This is a genomic window from Mycobacterium sp. EPa45 (assembly GCF_001021385.1).
Classification (GTDB): Bacteria; Actinomycetota; Actinomycetes; order Mycobacteriales; family Mycobacteriaceae; genus Mycobacterium.
In genome coordinates this window covers 3,406,496-3,425,491 of sequence record NZ_CP011773.1, presented here as the reverse complement: position 1 = coordinate 3,425,491, position 18,996 = coordinate 3,406,496, and the positions used below count along the sequence as shown (strand labels likewise).

17 protein-coding genes and 1 pseudogene are annotated in these 18,996 nt (G+C 68.6%); 10 read left to right on the top strand and 8 right to left on the bottom strand.

Annotated features, from left to right (window positions below):
- Window positions 1-53: 53 nt before the first annotated feature.
- Together AB431_RS16385 and AB431_RS16380 are read right to left on the bottom strand one after the other, a co-directional pair.
- Window positions 54-1,523 carry an amidase gene (locus AB431_RS16385; protein ID WP_047330819.1) on the bottom strand — a complete coding sequence of 490 codons (1,470 nt, stop codon included), beginning with the start codon at window positions 1,521-1,523 and terminating at the stop codon, window positions 54-56.
- A 53-nt stretch (window positions 1,524-1,576) separates the two neighbouring features.
- A complete protein-coding gene (locus AB431_RS16380) occupies window positions 1,577-2,014 on the bottom strand; it encodes a hypothetical protein (RefSeq protein ID WP_047330818.1) in 438 nt (145 codons plus the stop codon).
- Between the two features lie 215 nt (window positions 2,015-2,229).
- Here AB431_RS16380 and AB431_RS16375 point away from each other — a divergent pair, with 215 nt between their 5' ends.
- Window positions 2,230-2,865, top strand: a complete 636-nt coding sequence (locus AB431_RS16375) for a hypothetical protein (RefSeq protein WP_047330817.1) — start codon at window positions 2,230-2,232, stop codon at window positions 2,863-2,865.
- Between the two features lie 212 nt (window positions 2,866-3,077).
- On the opposite strand, the gene AB431_RS16370 is transcribed toward AB431_RS16375, so the two are convergent.
- Window positions 3,078-3,938: a helix-turn-helix transcriptional regulator gene (locus AB431_RS16370; protein ID WP_047330816.1), complete on the bottom strand. Its 861-nt coding sequence runs from the start codon at window positions 3,936-3,938 to the stop codon at window positions 3,078-3,080.
- A 24-nt stretch (window positions 3,939-3,962) separates the two neighbouring features.
- Between AB431_RS16370 and AB431_RS16365 the strand changes: the two genes are divergently transcribed.
- The 4 genes from AB431_RS16365 (at window position 3,963) to AB431_RS16350 (ending at window position 9,046) form a co-directional block, all read left to right on the top strand.
- The gene (locus AB431_RS16365) at window positions 3,963-5,225 is read left to right on the top strand and encodes an amidohydrolase family protein (RefSeq protein ID WP_047330815.1); all 1,263 of its coding nucleotides are present in this window, start codon (window positions 3,963-3,965) and stop codon (window positions 5,223-5,225) included.
- Between the two features lie 167 nt (window positions 5,226-5,392).
- Window positions 5,393-5,890 carry a lipoprotein LpqH gene (locus tag AB431_RS16360; RefSeq protein WP_047330814.1) on the top strand — a complete coding sequence of 166 codons (498 nt, stop codon included), beginning with the start codon at window positions 5,393-5,395 and terminating at the stop codon, window positions 5,888-5,890.
- A 100-nt stretch (window positions 5,891-5,990) separates the two neighbouring features.
- Window positions 5,991-7,673 carry a hypothetical protein gene (locus tag AB431_RS16355; RefSeq protein ID WP_047333493.1) on the top strand — a complete coding sequence of 561 codons (1,683 nt, stop codon included), beginning with the start codon at window positions 5,991-5,993 and terminating at the stop codon, window positions 7,671-7,673.
- Window positions 7,664-9,046, top strand: coding sequence for a CHAT domain-containing protein (locus tag AB431_RS16350; RefSeq protein WP_047330813.1), 1,383 nt, complete (start codon window positions 7,664-7,666; stop codon window positions 9,044-9,046). Before AB431_RS16355 ends, AB431_RS16350 begins: the two co-directional genes overlap by 10 nt.
- A 5-nt stretch (window positions 9,047-9,051) precedes the next feature.
- On the opposite strand, the gene AB431_RS31010 is transcribed toward AB431_RS16350, so the two are convergent.
- Window positions 9,052-9,711: a hypothetical protein gene (locus AB431_RS31010; protein WP_200902649.1), complete on the bottom strand. Its 660-nt coding sequence runs from the start codon at window positions 9,709-9,711 to the stop codon at window positions 9,052-9,054.
- Window positions 9,712-9,777: 66 nt separating this feature from the next.
- On the opposite strand from AB431_RS31010, the gene AB431_RS16340 reads away from it, so the two are divergent.
- Window positions 9,778-11,097, top strand: a complete 1,320-nt coding sequence (locus AB431_RS16340; RefSeq protein WP_047330812.1) for a hypothetical protein — start codon at window positions 9,778-9,780, stop codon at window positions 11,095-11,097.
- Window positions 11,094-12,218, top strand: a complete 1,125-nt coding sequence (locus AB431_RS16335; RefSeq protein WP_047330811.1) for a hypothetical protein — start codon at window positions 11,094-11,096, stop codon at window positions 12,216-12,218. The genes AB431_RS16340 and AB431_RS16335 overlap by 4 nt, the downstream gene beginning before the upstream one ends.
- On the opposite strand, the gene speB is transcribed toward AB431_RS16335, so the two are convergent.
- Window positions 12,212-13,210, bottom strand: coding sequence for an agmatinase (gene speB / locus AB431_RS16330; RefSeq protein WP_047333491.1), 999 nt, complete (start codon window positions 13,208-13,210; stop codon window positions 12,212-12,214). The two genes, AB431_RS16335 and speB, sit on opposite strands and share 7 nt — an antisense overlap.
- Window positions 13,211-13,328: 118 nt before the next feature.
- On the opposite strand from speB, the gene AB431_RS16325 reads away from it, so the two are divergent.
- Window positions 13,329-13,727 carry a nuclear transport factor 2 family protein gene (locus AB431_RS16325; RefSeq protein WP_047330810.1) on the top strand — a complete coding sequence of 133 codons (399 nt, stop codon included), beginning with the start codon at window positions 13,329-13,331 and terminating at the stop codon, window positions 13,725-13,727.
- Window positions 13,728-13,730: 3 nt separating this feature from the next.
- Here the strand turns inward: AB431_RS16325 and AB431_RS16320 are convergent, their stop codons facing one another.
- Both AB431_RS16320 and yaaA read right to left on the bottom strand, forming a co-directional pair.
- Window positions 13,731-14,855, bottom strand: a complete 1,125-nt coding sequence (locus AB431_RS16320; RefSeq protein WP_047330809.1) for a GGDEF domain-containing protein — start codon at window positions 14,853-14,855, stop codon at window positions 13,731-13,733.
- 178 nt (window positions 14,856-15,033) lie between these two features.
- Window positions 15,034-15,779 (bottom strand): annotated as a pseudogene (gene yaaA, locus AB431_RS16315) (peroxide stress protein YaaA).
- Between the two features lie 127 nt (window positions 15,780-15,906).
- Here yaaA and AB431_RS16310 point away from each other — a divergent pair.
- Window positions 15,907-17,187 (top strand): diguanylate cyclase, encoded by a 1,281-nt coding sequence (locus AB431_RS16310; RefSeq protein WP_047330808.1) that lies wholly within the window; start codon window positions 15,907-15,909, stop codon window positions 17,185-17,187.
- Window positions 17,188-17,234: 47 nt separating this feature from the next.
- A complete protein-coding gene (locus AB431_RS16305; protein ID WP_047333490.1) occupies window positions 17,235-17,864 on the top strand; it encodes a nitroreductase family protein in 630 nt (209 codons plus the stop codon).
- Here the strand turns inward: AB431_RS16305 and AB431_RS16300 are convergent.
- Window positions 17,855-18,991, bottom strand: a complete 1,137-nt coding sequence (locus AB431_RS16300; protein ID WP_047330807.1) for an alkaline phosphatase family protein — start codon at window positions 18,989-18,991, stop codon at window positions 17,855-17,857. The genes AB431_RS16305 and AB431_RS16300 overlap by 10 nt on opposite strands.
- Between the last annotated feature and the right edge of the window lie 5 nt (window positions 18,992-18,996).

The window sequence follows — 18,996 nt, the reverse complement described above, 5'->3', positions numbered from 1 at the left end:
TGGACCGCCGCCGCGCGGTTCGCTGCAAAGGGGGGGTGCCGCAGCAAAGGCGCTCAGGCCGGGGGCGCGCCCAACCATCCCGCCGGGTGTCGCTGCGCCCACGGAACCGCCTGCTCGAGTTGCGCGGCCAGCTGCAGCAGTACCGTCTCCTCGGGCGCCATCAACTGAACACCGATGGGCAACCCGTCCTCGGTGGTCGCCAGGGGTAGCGAGATCGCCGCCCAGCCGGTCACGTTGGCCATGGTGGTCCACCCGGTATGTGCGAATTCGACGTCGAAGAACGCGCGGGTGGTGCCCCGGGGTTGATCCAGAATGCCGTAATGCGGCGGCGGCGCCAGCAACGTCGGAACCAACAGGACGTCGTGGGCGCTCATTCCCGTGACGAATCGGCGGGTCTGGGCGTGAATGGCTTCGATGGCGTCGGCGTAGTCGACACCGGAGGTGGTGAAGCCTTCCCGCATCATCACCCAGCTGCTGGGCTCGAACTCGTCCTCGCGGGGCTCACGGCCGAGGTGGGACTTCGCGTAGTTGTACAGCTGCACGTTGCTCACGGTGTGCAGGATCGCGATTGCGTCGGCGACGGCGTCGGTGTCGAACGCCGGCGCCCCCGGGTCTACGTGGTGGCCGGCTGATTCCAATGCGAGCCCGGCGGATTCGACAGCGGCCGCGACCCGCGGGTCGGTCTGCGGGGCCGGAAAAGGGGAATGTGTGGCGACCAGGATCCGCTGCGGTGCCGGTGGCTGACCGAGTGCCTGCAGAAAACCCTGAGCGGGCAACGGCGCGTTGTACGGATCGCCCGGCGCACCGCCGGTGACCACATCGAGCAGGGCGGCGCTGTCGCGGACCGTGCGGGTCAGCGCATGTTCGACCGCCAGTCCCTCGAGCAGCTGACCGGACGGTGCGAACGACGTGCGTGCCCGCCGAGGTTTGAGGCCGACCAGTCCGCAGCAGGACGCGGGCACTCGGATCGACCCCGTGCCGTCGCCGCCCGAGGCTGCCGGCACGACACCGGCGGCCACCGCCGAAGCCGACCCGCCGCTTGAACCGCCGGGCGTGATGTCCGGCGCCCACGGGTTGGCGGTGCGGCCGAACAGCGTCGGTTCGGTGGTGCAGTGGTTGCCCCATTCCGGAGTGTTGGTCTTGCCGAACACCACCAGCCCGGCCGCCAGATAACGCTCGACGATCCACGCCGTGTGCGGGGCGATGTGATTGCGCAGGGCGCGCGAACCCATCGCCTCACGAGCGCCGGCCAGCGACGCCCCAAGGTCCTTGAGCAGGAAGGGAACTCCGGCCACCGGTCCTGCGTCACCGGTGCGCAGCGTGCCCGCCCGGTCGATGGCGACCGCTTGATCGCGTCCACGTTCGAAAAGGTCGGTGATGACGGCATTGAGGCCGCGGGCGGCTTCGAGCCTCAAGATCGCCGCGTCCAGCAATTCGGCGGCCGACACCTCTCCGGAAGCGGCAAGGGCCGCCTGTCCGATGGCGTCGAGATCGGCAAGGTCGGCGGCATGTTTGAGATCCATTGCCACGGATCCTCGCCGCCGGGGGTCGCGCCGGCAAGCCGGCGCGCGGACCGTCAGTTCCCGCCGGGGGTGGCCAGTTCGCTCGATTGGCTCTGCTGGGCGGCGGCGGCGTCCTTGGCGGCCTGTTCCTCCTCGGCTGCCTTCTCCGCACGACCCTCCGGGCTGCCCAACGAGTTACCGGACTTACCCGCCGAGGCGAGTTTGGCGTTGCAGTTCAGGTAGAGGAGCACGGTGTCGGTGACCGGGGAGAAGTTGTCACCTTTGAGCCAGTCCGCCTTCTGTGAGCGGGTCACCACACAGTCGCCCTGGCTGACCGAGTCTCCGACGGCCGTGGCGATGACGGCCTTCTGTCCGGCGTCGCTGATCGCCTTGGACGCATCCGAATACGACTGCCCGGCGTAGGCGTCTGCGAGCGCGACGCCCGATCCGAGGGTGAGCGACAGCGCACCGAGGCACAACGCTCCGAGTCCGAGTCCGATGAGCTTGGTCATATCGAGTGTCCTCCACGGCAGATCCCAACCAGCGTCACAGGCGCCGGGACGCGGAAAACTGAGAATAGGGCCACTTACTGGCAATTAACTGGGTGACAGCTGGTTGCATGCTGGTAGCTGACAGGCTTCACCCAGCGACGGCTTTTTGCCTGCCGGAGTGCTGCCTGTCATGTTGCCGATATCGGCCGGTCGGGCCGGACGGGTTGACTGACACCATGTCTGAGACTGAGACCCCGACCGAGTCCGAACGAGTCGACACCGTCTTGATCGTCGACGAGCAGCCGGAACCACGGACGAAAATTGCCATCCGCCACATCCTCGAGCGCCAGATCGCCGCCGGTCAGGCGCTAGGCGGCCAATTGATCGATGCTGCAACACTTGTCACCACCGCCGTCGCCCACGCACCCGCCACCTTCGCGGGCGTGATCCAGGACGGCGACACGATCGCGGCGGCCTGGGAGCGCACCGGCACCGGCGTGCAGGACGTCGTCGGCGAGGCCCGCGGCCGGCTACGTACCGCACTCGTGAGCTACGTGGGCCACCAGGCGACGCTGCCGGTGGCTGCCCTCGGATATGCCGGCGAGGTGGCGGCTTCCGTGGCGTCCGCGCAGGGCACGGTGGCGGGTTCGGCCCTCGACGGTGTTTTCGGTGTGGCGACCGCCGCCACCCGGGGTGACGACGTACGTGCGGCGCTGTCCCGCAACATCGAGGCATTACGGGCCACCGCGGTCGCCGCCCGAGGTGACGTCAACGAGTCGGTCAAGCGGGCCGGTCAGGAGGTCCGCGATGCCGTCGGAGGTGAACTCCAGCCGCTGGTCGCCGCGATCACGGGCACAGGTGAGGATTCTTGACAGCCAACGAACTTCAGGTGACAAGCGGCACAATCGGTCGCGTGTCGCGGCAACCGGTGCCGGCCGGCTGGCACAGTGGTGGTGTGGCACAAATTCGGCGGACACGATCGGGTCCCTGGCGACACCCGTTGTCGCTGGGGTTCGAGGCGCACCGCGGCCTGCTGTTGCTGCGTCTGCGTTGGCACGAGCGCAACCACCGGCGGCCGCTCACCTCACATACCGGTACTGGTCACTCGCCTTCGGTATGACGACGGGGTTTCTCCGCAGAACTGACTGAACGCCCGGGTGAACGACCCCACGCTGTCGAAGCCCACGGCGGTGGCGGTCTGTTGCACGCTCTGGGTAGGGGCGGCCAGCAAGGCCATCGCCCGCAGCATCCTTGCGTGCAACAAATAGGTGCGCCAAGACATTTCGGCCTCGATCTGGAATTGTCGGCGCAGGGTCCGTTCGGATACCGCGACCGCCCGGCACACCTGTGCGAGCGTCACCGTCTGCAGGTGCTCCTTGGTGTAGGCCATCGCCGCGGCAACCACGGGATCATGGGAGCTCGGAAGGCTCAGCGGCGCTTCGTGATCCAGTGCCTCGGCCACCAGGTTGGCCAGCGTGCGAAAGAACCCGTCGGAGGTTTCGTCTCCGGCGGCCCGGTAGATCGGCCACCGGAGGGCGTAGAGCATCATCTCGCGGATCAGCGGCGAGACCGCCAAGATCCGGGCCCGGTCACCCGCAGTCGGGATGAGTTCCGGGTCGAACATCACCGCCAGCGTCTTGACCGACGGGTTCATGGTCGCCTGATGTTCCAAGCCGGCCGGAATCCACGCGGCCTGCTGGGGTGGCAGCAGATGGTGCGCCGAAGCTGTCTCGACCTCGACCACGCCGCCGATCGCGTATTCGATCTGGTGCACATCGTGGAAATGCCAGCCGGTGACCAGCAGCTCGCCTTCGTAGAGATAGCTGCCGGCCAGGACCCGGCCGCCCCGCCGCAGTTCCACCTGGCCGATGTTGGCCGGTAGAGCGCGCGGCCCAATTTTGGCCGTTCCGGCCAATTCTCTGGCCGAATGTGCGGAGACGGTCACGAATATCGAGGGTACAACTGTTGCATGAATGTCGACGACCTGATCCTGGTGAGCATCGATGACCATGTCGTGGAGCCGCCTGACATGTTCCTCAACCACGTCCCCGCCAAGTACAAGCCCGAGGCCCCGATCGTCGTCACCGACGACAAAGGTGTCGATCAGTGGATGTACCAGGGTCGCCCGCAGGGCGTCAGTGGCCTGAACGCCGTGGTGTCCTGGCCCGCCGAGGAGTGGGGCCGCGACCCGGCCGGCTTCGCCGAGATGCGCCCGGGTGTCTACGACGTCCACGAGCGGGTGCGCGACATGAACCGCAACGGCATCCTCGCCTCGATGTGCTTCCCGACGTTCACCGGCTTCTCCGCCCGCCACCTGAACATGACCCGCGAAGACGTCACCCTGGTGATGGTGTCGGCCTACAACGACTGGCACATCGACGAATGGGCCGGTTCTTACCCGGACCGCTTCATCCCCATCGCGATCCTGCCGACGTGGACCCCCGAGGGAATGTGCAATGAGATCCGTCGCGTCGCGGCCAAGGGCTGCCGGGCGGTCACGATGCCCGAACTCCCGCACCTGGAGGGCCTGCCGAGTTACCACGACGAGGACTATTGGGGCCCGGTGTTCCGCACGCTGTCGGAAGAGAACGTGGTGATGTGTCTGCACATCGGCACCGGCTTCGGCGCGATCAGCATGGCGCCGAACGCGCCGATCGACAACATGATCATCCTGGCCACCCAGGTCTCGGCAATGTGCGCTCAGGACCTGTTGTGGGGTCCGGCCATGCGTAATTACCCGGACCTGAAGTTCGCCTTCTCCGAAGGTGGCATCGGCTGGATCCCGTTCTATCTGGACCGCTCAGATCGGCACTACACCAACCAGAAGTGGCTACGCCGCGACTTCGGCGCTCAAATGCCCAGTGAGGTCTTCCGCGATCACTCGCTGGCCTGCTACGTCACCGACAAGACGTCGCTGAAGCTGCGCCACGAGATCGGCATCGACATCATCGCCTGGGAGTGCGACTACCCGCACTCGGACTGCTTCTGGCCCGATGCGCCCGAGCAAGTTCTCGCGGAGTTGAACGCGGCCGGCGCCGACGATTCCGACATCAACAAGATCACCTGGGAGAACTCCTGCCGGTTCTTCAGCTGGGATCCCTTCGCCCGCACGCCCCGCGAGGAAACCACTGTCGCTGCGCTGCGTGCCATGGCCGCCGATGTCGACGTGTCGATCCGGTCGCGCAAGGAGTGGGCCGCACGCTACGCCGAAAAGCAGCTCACCAAGGCCTGAGCCGCTTTCCCTTTCGCCGAAACCGACGATCCGCTGAGAAAGTGCGAGTAATCGCCATCATTTCGTCGATCTCGGCGCAGAAAGTTTGGGATCGGTAGCCGCGGCCGCGATCTGTACTTGGCTCGTGACGGCGCCACCGAGGCGCCGCGCGAGCGAAGGGACTACAGGTGAAGCGAATTCTCGCGGTCGGTGTCGGCGTGCTCGGCTGCAGCATGCTGCTCATGGCTTGCTCCGACAACAACAGCAGCAGCAAGGGCTCCAGCTCGGCAACCGGCGGCGCGCCCACCAGCGTTTCGGTGGCATCCGGCGGGAAGACGTCGGTGAAGGTCGAGGGCAACGACCTGCAGGGCCTGGATCTGAATTCCGTGACGTGCGTCAAGCAGGGCGGCACGATCAACATCGCCAGTGGGGCGGTAGGTGGTCAGCAGGGGCTCGGGGTGGTCATGAAAGACGGCCAGCCGCCGACCGTGCAGTCCCTCGGGATGGTCGTTGACGGCAACGCACTCGCGGTCAGCGACAACATGGGCGTCAAGACCGGTTCTGCCGACGTGAAGGTCGACGGCACCACCTACACCATCACCGGTGAGGCCGCCGGCGCGGACATGAAGAACCCGATGGCCGGCATGATCACCAAGAAGTTCGAAATCTCCGTCACCTGCAAGTGACGTGATCAACAACCCGCGCGAGGGACGGCGGACGTGCCGAGCACGTCCGCCGTCTCGCCGTTATCTGCATCCTCGGCTGCGCGCGATTTATGATCCAGCCGTGTCCATTACCGGTGAGCTGCAACGGGCTCGCCAGCTCGCCCTCGCCGCCCAGGAGGAGAAGGCCAAAGACCTCCTGCTGTCGTTGATGCCGGACATCGAACGCGACGACCGAGACGACCTGGCGCTCGAAGTCTTCGCTCAGCTCGGCGAAATCTACCTCACCCGAACGGCTTACGACGGGACCCGCGAGTGTCTGCAGCGGATGACCGACTGCCTCGACAAGTATTCCGATGCGGGACCCGATACCGACCACATGGTCGCCCGTTACCGCCTGCGAGCCGGCTTCCTGCGCACCGGTCTGGCCGCAGCCGCAGGCGATCACGAAGAAGCCGCGCGCGAACTCGCGGGCCTGCGCGACGACGACGCCGCGCGGCGGTTCGCCGACCTGGAGCCCGAGCAACGGCACCTGGAAACGTTGGCCGGGGTGCTGTGCGCGACGGCGTTGTGCGACGACGACCTGCACGTACCGGCAGCCGAACTGTGGCAGAACATCATTCCGATCGTCGACGGGCTGGGCGCAGGCACCGACGAGGCCGATCAACTGCTGGTCGCCGCCGGTATCGCCTATGGCCGGTTCTGTGTGGAGACCGGCCGGCTGGACGAGGGGGAGCAGTGGCTGCGTCGCGCGGGTGCCCGGGCGCAGCGGCGGGAATGGGGACTGTATTGGGCGAGAGCCGAACTCGAGACCGCCGCGGCCATGTGGATGCGCGGTGACCACGAATCGACCGAGCGGCTGGTCGGGTCCGCCTATCCGGTGATCGCCGAACACTCCCGCGCCCACGACGTCGCCCGCTGCTGGCTGTATTTCGGCCTCACCCGACTGGGATTCGGGTGGCTGAAAGAGGCCGATGAATCCTGGGGCCACGCCGAAACGCAGTGGCGAGAACTGGGACGCCCGCTGTTCGTGCACCGCATCCTGTTGCAGCGCAGCTGGATCTCGGTGTTTCGCGGCCGATTCGCCGAGGCGGTCGAACAGGTGGCCGAAGCCCGCACGTTCCTCGACCGCTGGCCGAGATCGAGTTGGCTGCAGTACGCGCGGCTCGACGACCACCTCGGCTCGATCTGGCGGGCGGACGCGTTGGCCGACCTGAACTTCGACGGTATCGGCGATCCGTCGGAGAGTTGGCAAGCCGGCAAGGAACGCCAGGTGGCCTCTCAGGGAGTCACCCGTTTCGACAGCGGAAGCGAGCGCCACCGCAGTGCATGTAGAAAGCTGGAAAAAGCCGCGGAGCTCAAGATTCCCGCCGCCCTGGCCGTCGACTCGGTGCGCTACGCCATGACCGACGCCGACGCCCGCTGGCGATGGGCCTCTCAGGTTTCGGCGCGGATGCTGGCCGGCGCGTTCTCGGTGGCGTGGGAGTGGGAGAACGACGCCCTGCTCAGCGAGCTCATCGAATATCACTGTGCACGAGGTACTTTCGCCAACGAGCCGCGCGGTGAAGCCGGTGGCTGGGACGCCCCGGCCACGGTGACGGTCCCCGTCGAGACCCTCGACGAGGAGGCGCTGGCCGCGGGTGGGTACTCGGTCGATGCCCTGACCCAGACCACACTGGGTGCACTTCCGCCGCTGCAGATGGACCCTGACGGTTCGCCCATCCTGGCGCGTTACCGGCTCCTGGCGCAGAACCGCTATGGTCAGGCCGTCACGTCCGGCGGTCCCGTCTGGTCGACATGGCCATGACGACGACACTGGTGCTGCGGTTCGCCGATGTCGGCGTGGCGACCTACGCCAGCCTGCGGATCGTCGGCCAGCCCGAGCGCACGGTGACGTGGGTGGTCCACGAGCCGATCGTGCTTGCCGCACTGGAAGAACTGCGTGGTGCGCTGCCCGACCCCGATGGTGACGAGAGCCTGGCCGACGCTCTCGACCGGGCACTGACCCGGGGCCCATTCGCCACCGCACAGGGGGAACTGACCCTCGCCTACATCCTGGGTGTGCTGCTGATTTCCGAGCCCGCCTGGCAGCTGCTGGGGGAAGCGGCGGCCAGGAGCGAAGCGACCGGGGACATGGCTACGGTCGCCGATCCGCGGCCGGTGCTGTTCATCTCGCCGAGCGCTCGCCTGGCGCGCATCCCCTGGGGGGCGCTGGCGGTCCCGCTGACCGGCCCCAGCCCCGAGGAACTGGTCGCCGCCCGCAATGAAGCCGTGACGTTCAAAGGGACCAGGGCGGCGCGCATTCCGTGGCAGCTTGCCGACATCGACACCGTCACCGAGGGTTTCCGCCTGATGGAGATGGCCGACGTGGTGATGGCGGTCCCACCCAACATCGTGCACGCGCCGCGCAAGCCGGCACAGTGGCGCGAAAGGCGAAGCTCCCCAGCGCTTCTCGTGGTCGATCCCCGTGTGCCGGGTCAGCGGCCGGATTCGGCCCTCGGGTCGGTCCTGGGCCGGCCGTCGAGTGAGAGCGCGTTGTCTCGTCATTTCGGTGAGCTGCTCGCCCACCGCTGTGTGCTGCCTGAGGTCGAGGCACCGGTGGAGCTGTTCCGCCGCAGTGACACCGACCGGGGCTGGCTGGCCGCGCAGCTGGATCGCGCGCCGAGCCGCCTGTTGTACGTCGGCCATGCCAGCGCTGCCGACCGCGCGCACGGTTACGCCGACCGCGCCGCCCTGCACCTGGCGTGCACGTCCGCGGTGGAGGGCGCCGCGGAGCCGGTGGGCGATCACCGCCCGCTACTGGCCGCCGACCTGATGGCTGCCCAGCTGCCGGTGCCCCCGCGGGTGGCTCTGCTCGCGTGTGGTTCCGGTGGTGACTATCAGTTCGACGAGGCGACCGGTCTGGTCGCTGCGATGGTCCTGTGCGGCAGCGAACTGGTGACCGCGACGCTGTGGTCGTTGCCCACCACCGCAGGTTATCGACGGTTCACCGGGCGAACCGCGGACCCGATGGCGGAGGTGGTCATGGCCGTCGACGACGCCCACGAGGCCGACGACGCGGTATTGAGCCTGAACCGCTGGCAGCGCAACCAGATGCGGCGGTGGCGCGACGGCGAAACCACCGCCAGCCCGTTGTACTGGGCGGCAGTGGTCACCTTCGCGGTCGGGGATGCCCGGTGAGCGCGTCAGGCCGGGGGGAGGCAGACCGCGATCGCGGACTCGTCCTCCGGCAGGTAGTACGTGTCGATGATGCTGCCGGGGGCGACCTTCGCCAGCACGGCCTCGGGCACCAGCGTGACCTCCTGGGCCGGGAACTGCCCGCCGCCCCGGCGGCTGACCATCAGATCCAGTTCGACTTCGCGATAGTCCTCGCGCTCACGGCCGGTGGCCCGCATCCCGGTCACCACACCGCAGGACCGGGTGCCGAACCGGATCAGATCGAGCTGGTCGTGGGTGAGCACGCCCTGACGCAGCAGCGTGTGGTCGGCGGCGGCCCGCACGGCGATCGCATCGTCGGCCAGCGAGAGCCGCTTGCGGCTGGCCGGGTCGAACGACACCAGCACGATGAGGCCGGGACGCAGGGCCGACACCACCGGATCGTTGTGGCCGTGGCACAGGCGTCCGGTGAAGCGCTGACCGGCAACGCTTTCCACCTCGACGACGATGACCGGATCGTCGGCGCCGGCGACCATCTGCACGGTGCCGACACCGATCGAACGCGAGCAGCGGGTACTGCGGGGGCGGGACGGTCGCGGCGGCTGGCCGGCGAGCCCGGCAGCGACGATGATCGAGGCGAGTGCGATGGCGGAGACGACGGCGATGGCGCCCAGGAGTGCATCAGACATGGTGAGCAGCGTGCCTACCGTCACCGGCTACCGAACCCAACTTTGCGCTGGCCTTATTCTGTCCCGATGAGCGCCGGCTCGGACACGGTCGTGGGTGTCGGCACGTCGCAACCGCGGCGGGCCGTGATCGACCGTGCGTGGCGGACGATCGGGCCGGGTGTGGAGGTTCTCAGCGGCGACGACGGCGGCCCACTGCGTCGGACGGTGAAGCGCATCATCGACCCGCTCGTGCTGCGGCTACGCAGTAATCCCGCGTATTCGGCGCCGTTCGTGGACGCCGACCTGGCAGCCGAGATGACCGATGTGATTCTCGATCATGCCGACCGATTGCGATGGGCCGCAGCGTGGTTCGAGCTGATGAAGCAGGAGCGTCGCCGCCTGCGCATCACCACCGGCAACGCCCAGGATCTCTACTTCCCGGTGTGTTTCGAGCTCGCGGTCACCGACGGCGCGCCCGGCGACCACGGCACCCGCGCCGCGGCAGACGCATTGCGCGCCGTCCACGACGACCGCGACCGCACAGCTGTCGAAGTGCTCAACCAGCACGTGGCCTCCCCGCAGGTCGTTGCTCGCCTGTCGGCCCAACTGGACCGCAGCTGGGCCGACGTCCGGGCCGACGACAGCATCAGTGGACCATTCCTGGCCGGGCTGACCACGGTGCTGGGGCCGGCCGAGGGACATCGCGCCGGCGTTGCCCGTCAACGGGTGTGGTCGGCACTGATCGCCGACGCGACGCCGCACAACCTCGGCGCTCGGGCGCGCACCGAGCCGTCAGCGCTGCCCTGGTCGATCCTCGACCTCGGCCTCACCTCGGCGCTGCCGCTGGCGCCGCCGTCGTTGTCCGGCGGACCGGAGCGCGACCGGCCGCTGGACCGCAGCGTGGTCGACCGCGTCCGCGCGACCCTGCGCCGGGCACTGGATCGCGATGAGCTGCCGGACGTCCCGCTGTTGTGCGCCGAGGAGGTCGACCGGGCTTGCGCCCCTTGGGGTTTCCTCGGTGAGGACAAGCAGGCCGCACTGGTGGCGGGCATCGAGGTGGCCGGCCAGCTGGCGCCCCTGGACGAACGTGCCGTCGCTGGGTATCAGCTGGCGTCGATCATTCAGGCCCGGCTGCGCAAGGAAGCTTACGTGCTGCACGCACGCCGCGTTCTGGCCGGTGCCGAGCCGGTGCATCCGCGGCAGCGCCAGGTCGTCGAGGATCTTGCCCGCTTCGCCAGGCCGTACCTGAGCCGGCTGTGGGCGCGGCTGCACGGTCGCGACGTGTGGCAGGAACCCTGTGATGACGTCGACGATCTGCGAGCCCTGTTGGAGGGCGTCGCCCGTTCGGTGAGCCTCGATCACCGCCAGCGGATCAAGGCGATGCTGGAAGTGCAGGTGGCGCAATGAGAATGGTTGCCGACTCCGGGCTGTGGCGTCTCGGGCCGGCGGTGGCGGCGGTGCCACTGGTCGCGGTGCTCGAGGTCGATGGCGCCGTGCTGGCCTGGACCGTTGACGAGCTTGATGCGGGCGCCCAGATCACGCTGACCGACACCACCCGGGCCGATTGGCTGTGGCAGGTGCTCGGTGAGGACGGCCATCATGCCCTGGCGGCCGCCACCGAGGACCCGCCGGATCACACTGCCGGAGTTGAGCTTTCCGGAGTCGAGGTACGGGTCGGCGCACTCGACGGCTTACGCAGGCTGGCGTTGGGGCACTGGCTGCGCCGTTGGTGGCCGGCGAGCGTACGCGACGGCATCAGCGGACTGGATCCGGCGCTGTTGGATGCCGAGATCGCGCTGCTGACCGCGGACGCCGAGGACTTCGTGGGGGAGGACAGCATCGACGGCGACATCGCCGCGCTGCTGGCCCCGCACGCGGCCGCTCTGACAATGCACCTGCTGGTCGGGGATCCGCGGGTGGTGGAACTGGTGCGCAGATCCGTCCACCTGGCCGACGATGCCGGCGTCGACGCCCCAGGCTGGGCCGAGCTGTCCGACGCAGTGGAGAACGCGCAGCACCACCAGGCGACCGCGCACCAGGACGACTATGCGCTGGCCGCGGGAGGCGATGCCGGACCGGCGCCGGCCGGGCTGATCGCCCGTGGCGCCGCGTCGATCGCCTGGTCCGGGGTACCGGGCGGCGTGTTCGACGCCGCCGAGGACACCGTGAGCTGGGCGGTGGCCGCCGACGGCGACCGGGTGACCGCGACGGTGTACGCCGCGGCGATCGGCCCGGGCTCGCCGGCCGGTATTCCCATCGCCCTGCGTTGTGGGGAGTTCACCGGAGCCGGCGCGCTGGACTCGTGGGGCCGGGCGACGATCACACTCCTCGACGACGCAGACGCCCCGGTGACCGCGTCGGCGGCGTGGGACCAGGACTGGTCGGCGACCGCGGTCACGGTCGGGGCGGAGGTGGCGGAGTCGAGACAAGCACGCGAGCGGGTCCGGCAACTCGCGAGGCGCCGTCTCGCCCAACCGGGGCCGGACGCCTACCTCGCCGAGATACTGGCCGCCGAGTCCGACTACTGAGCCAGCGGGGACGGTGGTCCCGGCTTGGCGTTCGCCGCGTCACGGCGGCGCGCCGCCATCCCGGCCAGCGCCTCGAACACCACCCGATGGGCAGCGTTGACGGTCAGCTCCGCGTGGTCATAGGCCGGGGCGACCTCGACCACGTCGACGCCGACGACGTCGTGTTCGTGACAGAGTTGCCGGACCATGCGCAGCAGGTCGGCGCTGGTGATGCCGCCCGGCTCCGGTGTGCCCGTGCCCGGGGCGTGCGCCGGATCCAGAACATCGATATCGACTGAGACGTAAAGCTTTTCGGCCTTGTCGAGGGCTTCGGCGACGGCCCGGCGCATCACGTCCTTGAAGCCCACGTCCCAGATTTCCTGCATGGTATGCCAGGTCATGCCCTGTTCCTGCATCCACTCGAAAGTGTCTTGCGGTGGCCAGTACCCGCGCAGACCGACCTGAACGAAATGCGTTCCGGGAACGGCGCCGGACTCGATCAGACGTCGCATCGGAGTTCCGTGGCTGGCAAGGTTGCCGTCGATGATGTCGGCGGTGTCGGCGTGGGCATCGAAATGAACGATCCCGACATTGCCGTAGCCGTGCACGTCGGCCACCGCGGTCGCCGCCGGCCAGGTGATCGAATGGTCACCGCCGAGGACGACCGGCACGATGCCGCGCGAGGCGATGGTGTGCACCCGTTCGCGGATGTTGGCGTGCGAGACCTCGGTCAACCCGTGCGGGCAATACGCGTCACCGAAGTCCACGACCTCGAGCCAGTCGAAGATCTCCAGCCCGAGATCCATGTGGTACGTGCCGGGCTCGTACGCGGTGGCTCTGATCGCCCGCGGCCCGAATCGGGCACCCGGGCGGTTCGTGGTCGAGATGTCGAACGGGGCCCCGACGATCGCCACATCCGGACGCCAGCTGTCCAACTGCTCCGGCTCGGTCAGAAACGGGCGATGCCCGAACGACGCCAGGCCCGCGTAGGGCAGATCCAGTTGCCCGGCCATCCCGGGAGGCAGTTCGCGCACGGGCTTGTCGTCATGGCCGGAACTCATGGCCAGACATTACCTCCGGCCCGCCGCCGGAGTTAGCCTCGAAGACAGTGCCGTCGATAGGAGTTGAGCAGTGAGCGAACCGACCGACCGGGTTGAGATCGCCCGCGCCTTCGCCCAGCACCGTTTCGACGAGGCCCTGCCTCATCTGGCCCGCGATGTGGTGTGGACGATCGTCGGCTTCTCGGTGCTGGAGGGCGCCGACGCCGTCGGCACCACCTGCCGCGACACCGCAGGCGGGCTCGCCGCGACGGTCGCCACCTGGGACCGATGCTTGACGGTGGAGCAGGCCGACACCGTGGTCGTCGAGGTACTGGGCCGGTACCAGCGCCCGGACGGCGTCACCGTCGTCTCGAGCTGCCACATCTGCCGATTCGTCGGCCCGCAGATCGCGTCGATCACGTCGTACGGCGTGGAGGTCGACCCGGACTCGGTGGGCGCGCCCGCCGACGTCCGGCCAGCGGCTCGCTGAGGATCACAGCAGCGGGGTGTCGTAACCGTCGGCCTCGTCGTCGGAGATGCTGAGGTTCGGGCGCACCACGTAGCGGGCCTGGTTACCGCCGGCCCGGCGCGCTTCGTACATCGCCGTGGTCGCCAGCGCGACGATCTCGTCGAGGATCTCGTTGGGCGGGTGCTCCACCAACGGCTGCAGCGGGGTGCTCACCACCCCGATGCTGGCTGTCATGCCGGCCGGCGATGAGGCGACCGCGCCGCGGATGCGCTCGATCAGCGGTGACGAATCGGGGGTCGTGAAGCAGTCGGCCACAAGGAATTCGGCCTCGCTGACGTGGCCGACGATGGCGTCCCGGCGGACGGTTTCGCGCAGCGCCTGACCGGCGGCCACCCGCGCCCGGTTACCGCCCCGGTTCCCGGCGACGGCGACCATCGCCGCGAAGCTGTCGATGTTGACGACGGCGATCACCAGGTAGCGGTCGTCGTCGCGGTTGCGGGAGGCCAGCAGTGTGGCGGTCTGAAGATAGAACGCATCGCGGTTGAGCAGGCCGGTCAGCGGTTCGACGGCGTCGGCCCCGTCCTCGGCTCCGGTCAGCCAAACCACCAGCCGGCAGGAGAAGGCGGCGAACACATACAGCAGCAGCATCAGCGCGACACCGGCCAACGCCAAAGGCAGGTCGATCCTGGCCATCCGCACCGCGAGGTAGATCAGTGTCCCGACGGCGATTGTCAGGACCGTCGCCAGCAGCCGCGGGCCATGAAAGAGCGCGGTGTAGCCGATGATCAACGCGAACGACGATGCGCCCAGCAGCCCGTACAACGGAATCACCGGGACGATGGTCCCGACCGGAATGGCAACCGCCGCGATGGCGACCAGCAACGCCGACTCGTTGCGGGTCGGCCAGCGGTGGCGTAGCCAGATGAACGTGGACGCGAAGCACAGGACGGACACGCCGATGAGCAGCGGGCGGCTGATCGGCCACTGCAGCGTCGCCCCGCTCCCGATCGTCGACAGCGTGATCAGGCCCAACGTGAAGACACTTCCCGCAATCACCCGGGACGTGTAGGTCTGCGCGCCGCGGGCTGCAAGCAGCGCGGTCAGGGTGTAGTACTGATTCGCGGAACGGGCCGACAACGACAGTCGCATCAACCCACCCCTTCGTCATCGCACCGCTGCTGCACGATTCGCCAGCAACGAATTCGCGGTCGCGCCATCGGTGCCGGATAACGAGCCTAGCGAACGCTTTCTGCACAGGCCACCCCGGCTTTTCTGAGATTTTGCAGCTGCGACAATTTCGACGGCGCTGGCGAACGGTCGAAATCGGTCAGGCCGAGACGACGACGGTCAGCTCGTTGCCGGTGCGCTCGACCCGCATCCCGGCCCGGCGCGCGACGGCGGCGACCGCGGCCGCGTCACCGGGTTCGGACCGCGTCGTCGCAAGCGCCCGGGCGAACCGGCCCTGTGTGCCTTGTTGAAGTGGGTGATCACGGTGCGGCGACCATCGGGGTGTTCGGCGAGGACGTCGACGCGCACCGCGTCGGGAAGGCGGCCCAAGGCCGCGTAGGAACCTGACCGCAGGTCGACGATCAGCTCGGCGGCGGCCATCTCGGCCAGCACCGGCTCCAGGACGGGGCGCCACCGAGCGGCGAGCGTCGTGCTGCCCGGAAGTTTCGAGGAGGCCGACAGCCGGTAGGCCGGAATCGGGTCGTCGGCTCGGAGCACGCCGAAGAGGGCGGAGCCAACCGCCAGGCGGGCGCGCGCCCGTGCGGCCGCGGCACCGCGCAGTGACTCCACATCCAGCGCGTCATAGAGCACACCGGTGTAGCGGGTGATGGCCGGCAGAGTCGGTGAGCTCAGCAGGGCGGCGTTGCGTTCGATCTCGGCATGCTGCGCCGGCGAGATGCCCAGCGCGGCCCGGCATGCCGCCGGCTCGGCGGCCAGCGCGACGAGTTCGTCGACCAGGATCCGGCGCAGCGGACCCAGCGCCGGATTGCTGAGATCGTCCAGCCGCAGTGGGGGTCCGTCACCGCCGGCGCGCTTGGTCTCCGACGGCGGAAGCAGAACGATCACGTCCCAGACGCTAGCGGCCGGCGCGGCCAGCCAGTGCCGGCCCCCGCCGTGACGCTGATAAATTTGGCGCTGACATGTCTTGACGCAACAGGACACGGAATATGCAGCTGCACACCGAGGGGCAAAGGTGGCGCCGGCCGAACAGCCGAACCCTGAAGACGAGGTACGGCAACTCCGGCAGCTGATCAACCATCTGCCGGGAATTGTCGGGTATTGGGATCGCAATCTGCGCAACGTGATTGCCAACGATGCGTATCTGAGCTACTTCGCGATGGCGCCGCACCAGGTTCACGGTCGGCATATCCGCGAGGTGCTGGGGGAGACCGTCTACGCGTTGAACCTGCCCTACATCATGGGCGCGCTCGCCGGCCGGCCACAGCTCTTCGAGCGTGAGCTGATCGGCCTCGGCGGAATTCGACGCCGCACGCTGCTGTCCTATATCCCCGACATCGTCGACGGCGAGGTGCAGGGTTTCTACATCCAGGGCACCGATCTGACCGAGGAGGCCAACGCCGAGCGGACCCTCGACGACGGGCGACGACTGTTCGAGATCAGCATGGCCAACGCGCCGTTCGGCAAGGCAGTGGTGACCACAACCGGCGAGATGCTGCTCGCCAACCCGGCTCTGTGCGCGCTGATCGGGTACAGCGCAGACGAACTCGTCGGCCGCGATTATCGCGAATTCGTTCATCCCGACGACGTGGCCGCCGGCGAGCAGGAGATGGCGGCGCTGCTCGCCGGGACGGTCACCCAGGTCTCGTCCGAGCGTCGCTACATCCGCCGCGACGGCAACGTCATCTGGATGCAGCGCAGCGCGGTACTCGTGCCCGGACGGTTGCCGGGCGCCGAAGACCTCGTCATCGCACAGTTCCAGGACGTGACCGCCCGGCGGCACGCCGAAGCCGAGCTGGCCCGGATGGCCGTCACAGATCAGCTGACCGGCTTGTACAACCGTCGCGCCCTGGTGAGCCGCGTCGCCGAGCACCAGACCGCGAGGCCGGGCACCCCGTTGGGCCTGATCTTCATCGACCTCGACGGATTCAAACAGGTCAACGATACGCACGGGCACGCCACCGGCGACGTCGTTCTCGCCGAGGTTGCCCGCCGATTGAATAGCGCTGTCGCCGAACCGGATTCGGCCTACCGCCTCGGGGGCGACGAATTCGTGGTGCTGGTCCCGGGGGCCGCGCGGGAAGCCGAGGTGGGCGAGCTGTCTGCAGCGGTCGGCTCGGCGCTGACCGGCCGCTACGTCGTTGACTCCAGCGAGTTCGACCTCACCGCGTCGGTGGGGTGGACGTGGGGTCACGAGGATCACGCCGAGGAACTCATCCGCAAGGCCGACATCGACATGTACCGGCACAAGGCCCGGCTTGGCGACTCCGCTGTCCCAGGCGGTCCGAACGTCTGATAAACCGTCAGAGCGTGAAGGCAATCAGCAGCGATGTCTGGGATGTGATGTCGACCGCCAGAACCATCAGGCGGTTCACCTCCGAGCCGGTCGACGACGCCACGCTGGCCCGCTGCCTGCAGGCGGCAACCTGGGCCCCCTCGGGAGCGAATGCGCAGGGCTGGCGGTTCGTGGTGTTGCGTTCACCCGAGCAGCGGGCGGTCGTCGCCGAAGCGGCAGCCCGCGCGCTGGAGGTCATCGAGCCGGTGTACGGCATGAGCCGGCCGGCGCCCGATGACACCGGCAGGCAGGCCCGCAACAACCGAGCGACCTACGAATTGCACGACCGCGCAGGGGAATTCACCTCGGTACTATTTGCCCAACAGCACTATCCGACCGCTTCGGAGCTGCTCCTCGGCGGCTCGATCTTCCCGGCCATGCAGAACTTCCTGTTGGCCGCCCGGGCTCAGGGGCTGGGCGCGTGTCCGACCGGTTGGGCGTCGTACGGCGGCGCAGATCTGCTTCGCGAGGCGGTCGGCGTACCCGCGGGTTGGCTGATCGCCGGCCACGTCGTGGTTGGCTGGCCGCGGGGCAGGCACGGTCCGTTGCGGCGACGTCCCCTCTCGGCCGCGGTAAACCTCGACCGCTGGGATGCTCCAGCCGACGAACTACTGGCCGCGAAAGACGCTCAGCCGTAGGCCAGCAGCAGCGGCACCTGCTGCTCGGCGCTGGTCAGCGAGCCGTGCTGGCCGATCAGCGACGACTCCATGGGCTCGGCGGTCCGGCGTACCAGTGCGGCGCGGTCGCGGGTGGCGGCCACCAGGTCGCCGATGCGGGGCCGGACCCGGTCGTCGACTCCGTCGCCGAACCAGCCGGCGGCGATGGCCTCGTCCCGGGAGACCACCCAGGCGTGGTCGGCCAATGTCTCGCGCCACGTGGCCAGGACGTCGGCGGCTGCACCGTCGCGGACGTAGACATGACGGGCCCGCGCCTCGCCGCCGATCGCCACCACATCCTCGAGAAGGTCGGTGGCGGCGTCGAGGTCGACGGTGGCCGAGCCGTCGACGGCAACCATCCCGTGATCGGCCACCACCGCGAGTAGCCCGCCGGCGGGCAGGCTCTCGACGACAGACTCCACCAGCCGGTCCACCTGACGCAGTTCCAGCCGCCAGGCGGGCGAACCGGGACCGTAGAGGTGACCCATCAGGTCGAGATCACCGTGATAGCCGTAACAGAAGCCACCACCGGCGATCGTGGTGCGGACTTCGGCGGCCAGATCGCCGAGACCGATCACGCCGACGTAGCGGCCGCCGCGCAGCACCGCACGGGTCAGTCCGGAGCCGGTGAACTCGGCTCCCGACACCACGCTGACCGCCATGCCGGCTGATGTGGCGCGCTCGAAAGTCGTTGACAGCGGCTGGATTTCCTCGGGGATCGCGAGCTCACGCGCGTCATCGCCCCATGGATGCGGACGCCAGCGCAATGCGTTGATGATGCCGACCTCGGGGAGCCGGAAGGACAACCCGACCAGGCCGTGGCCACCCGAGGCAAGCCCGGTGCCGACCGCGGCCAGCCCCGCCGCGGTCGTCGAGGGAAACCCGACATGCAGGGTGCGTCCGCGCAGGCCGGCCAGAACGGGGGCGTCGTCGGCGTAGGTGTCGAGCAGCTCGGCGCCCAGGCCGTCGATCAGCAGCACGCAGCCTCCGGCGACAGGTCGAGGCAGGTCGATCCGCGGCTCGAAGCCGGCCACTCCCATCGCGGCCAACACCGACGGCACCACGTCGGCCAGATGGGGAGTCTCGGTGTCCACGCGCGGCAGGTTCACAGCTT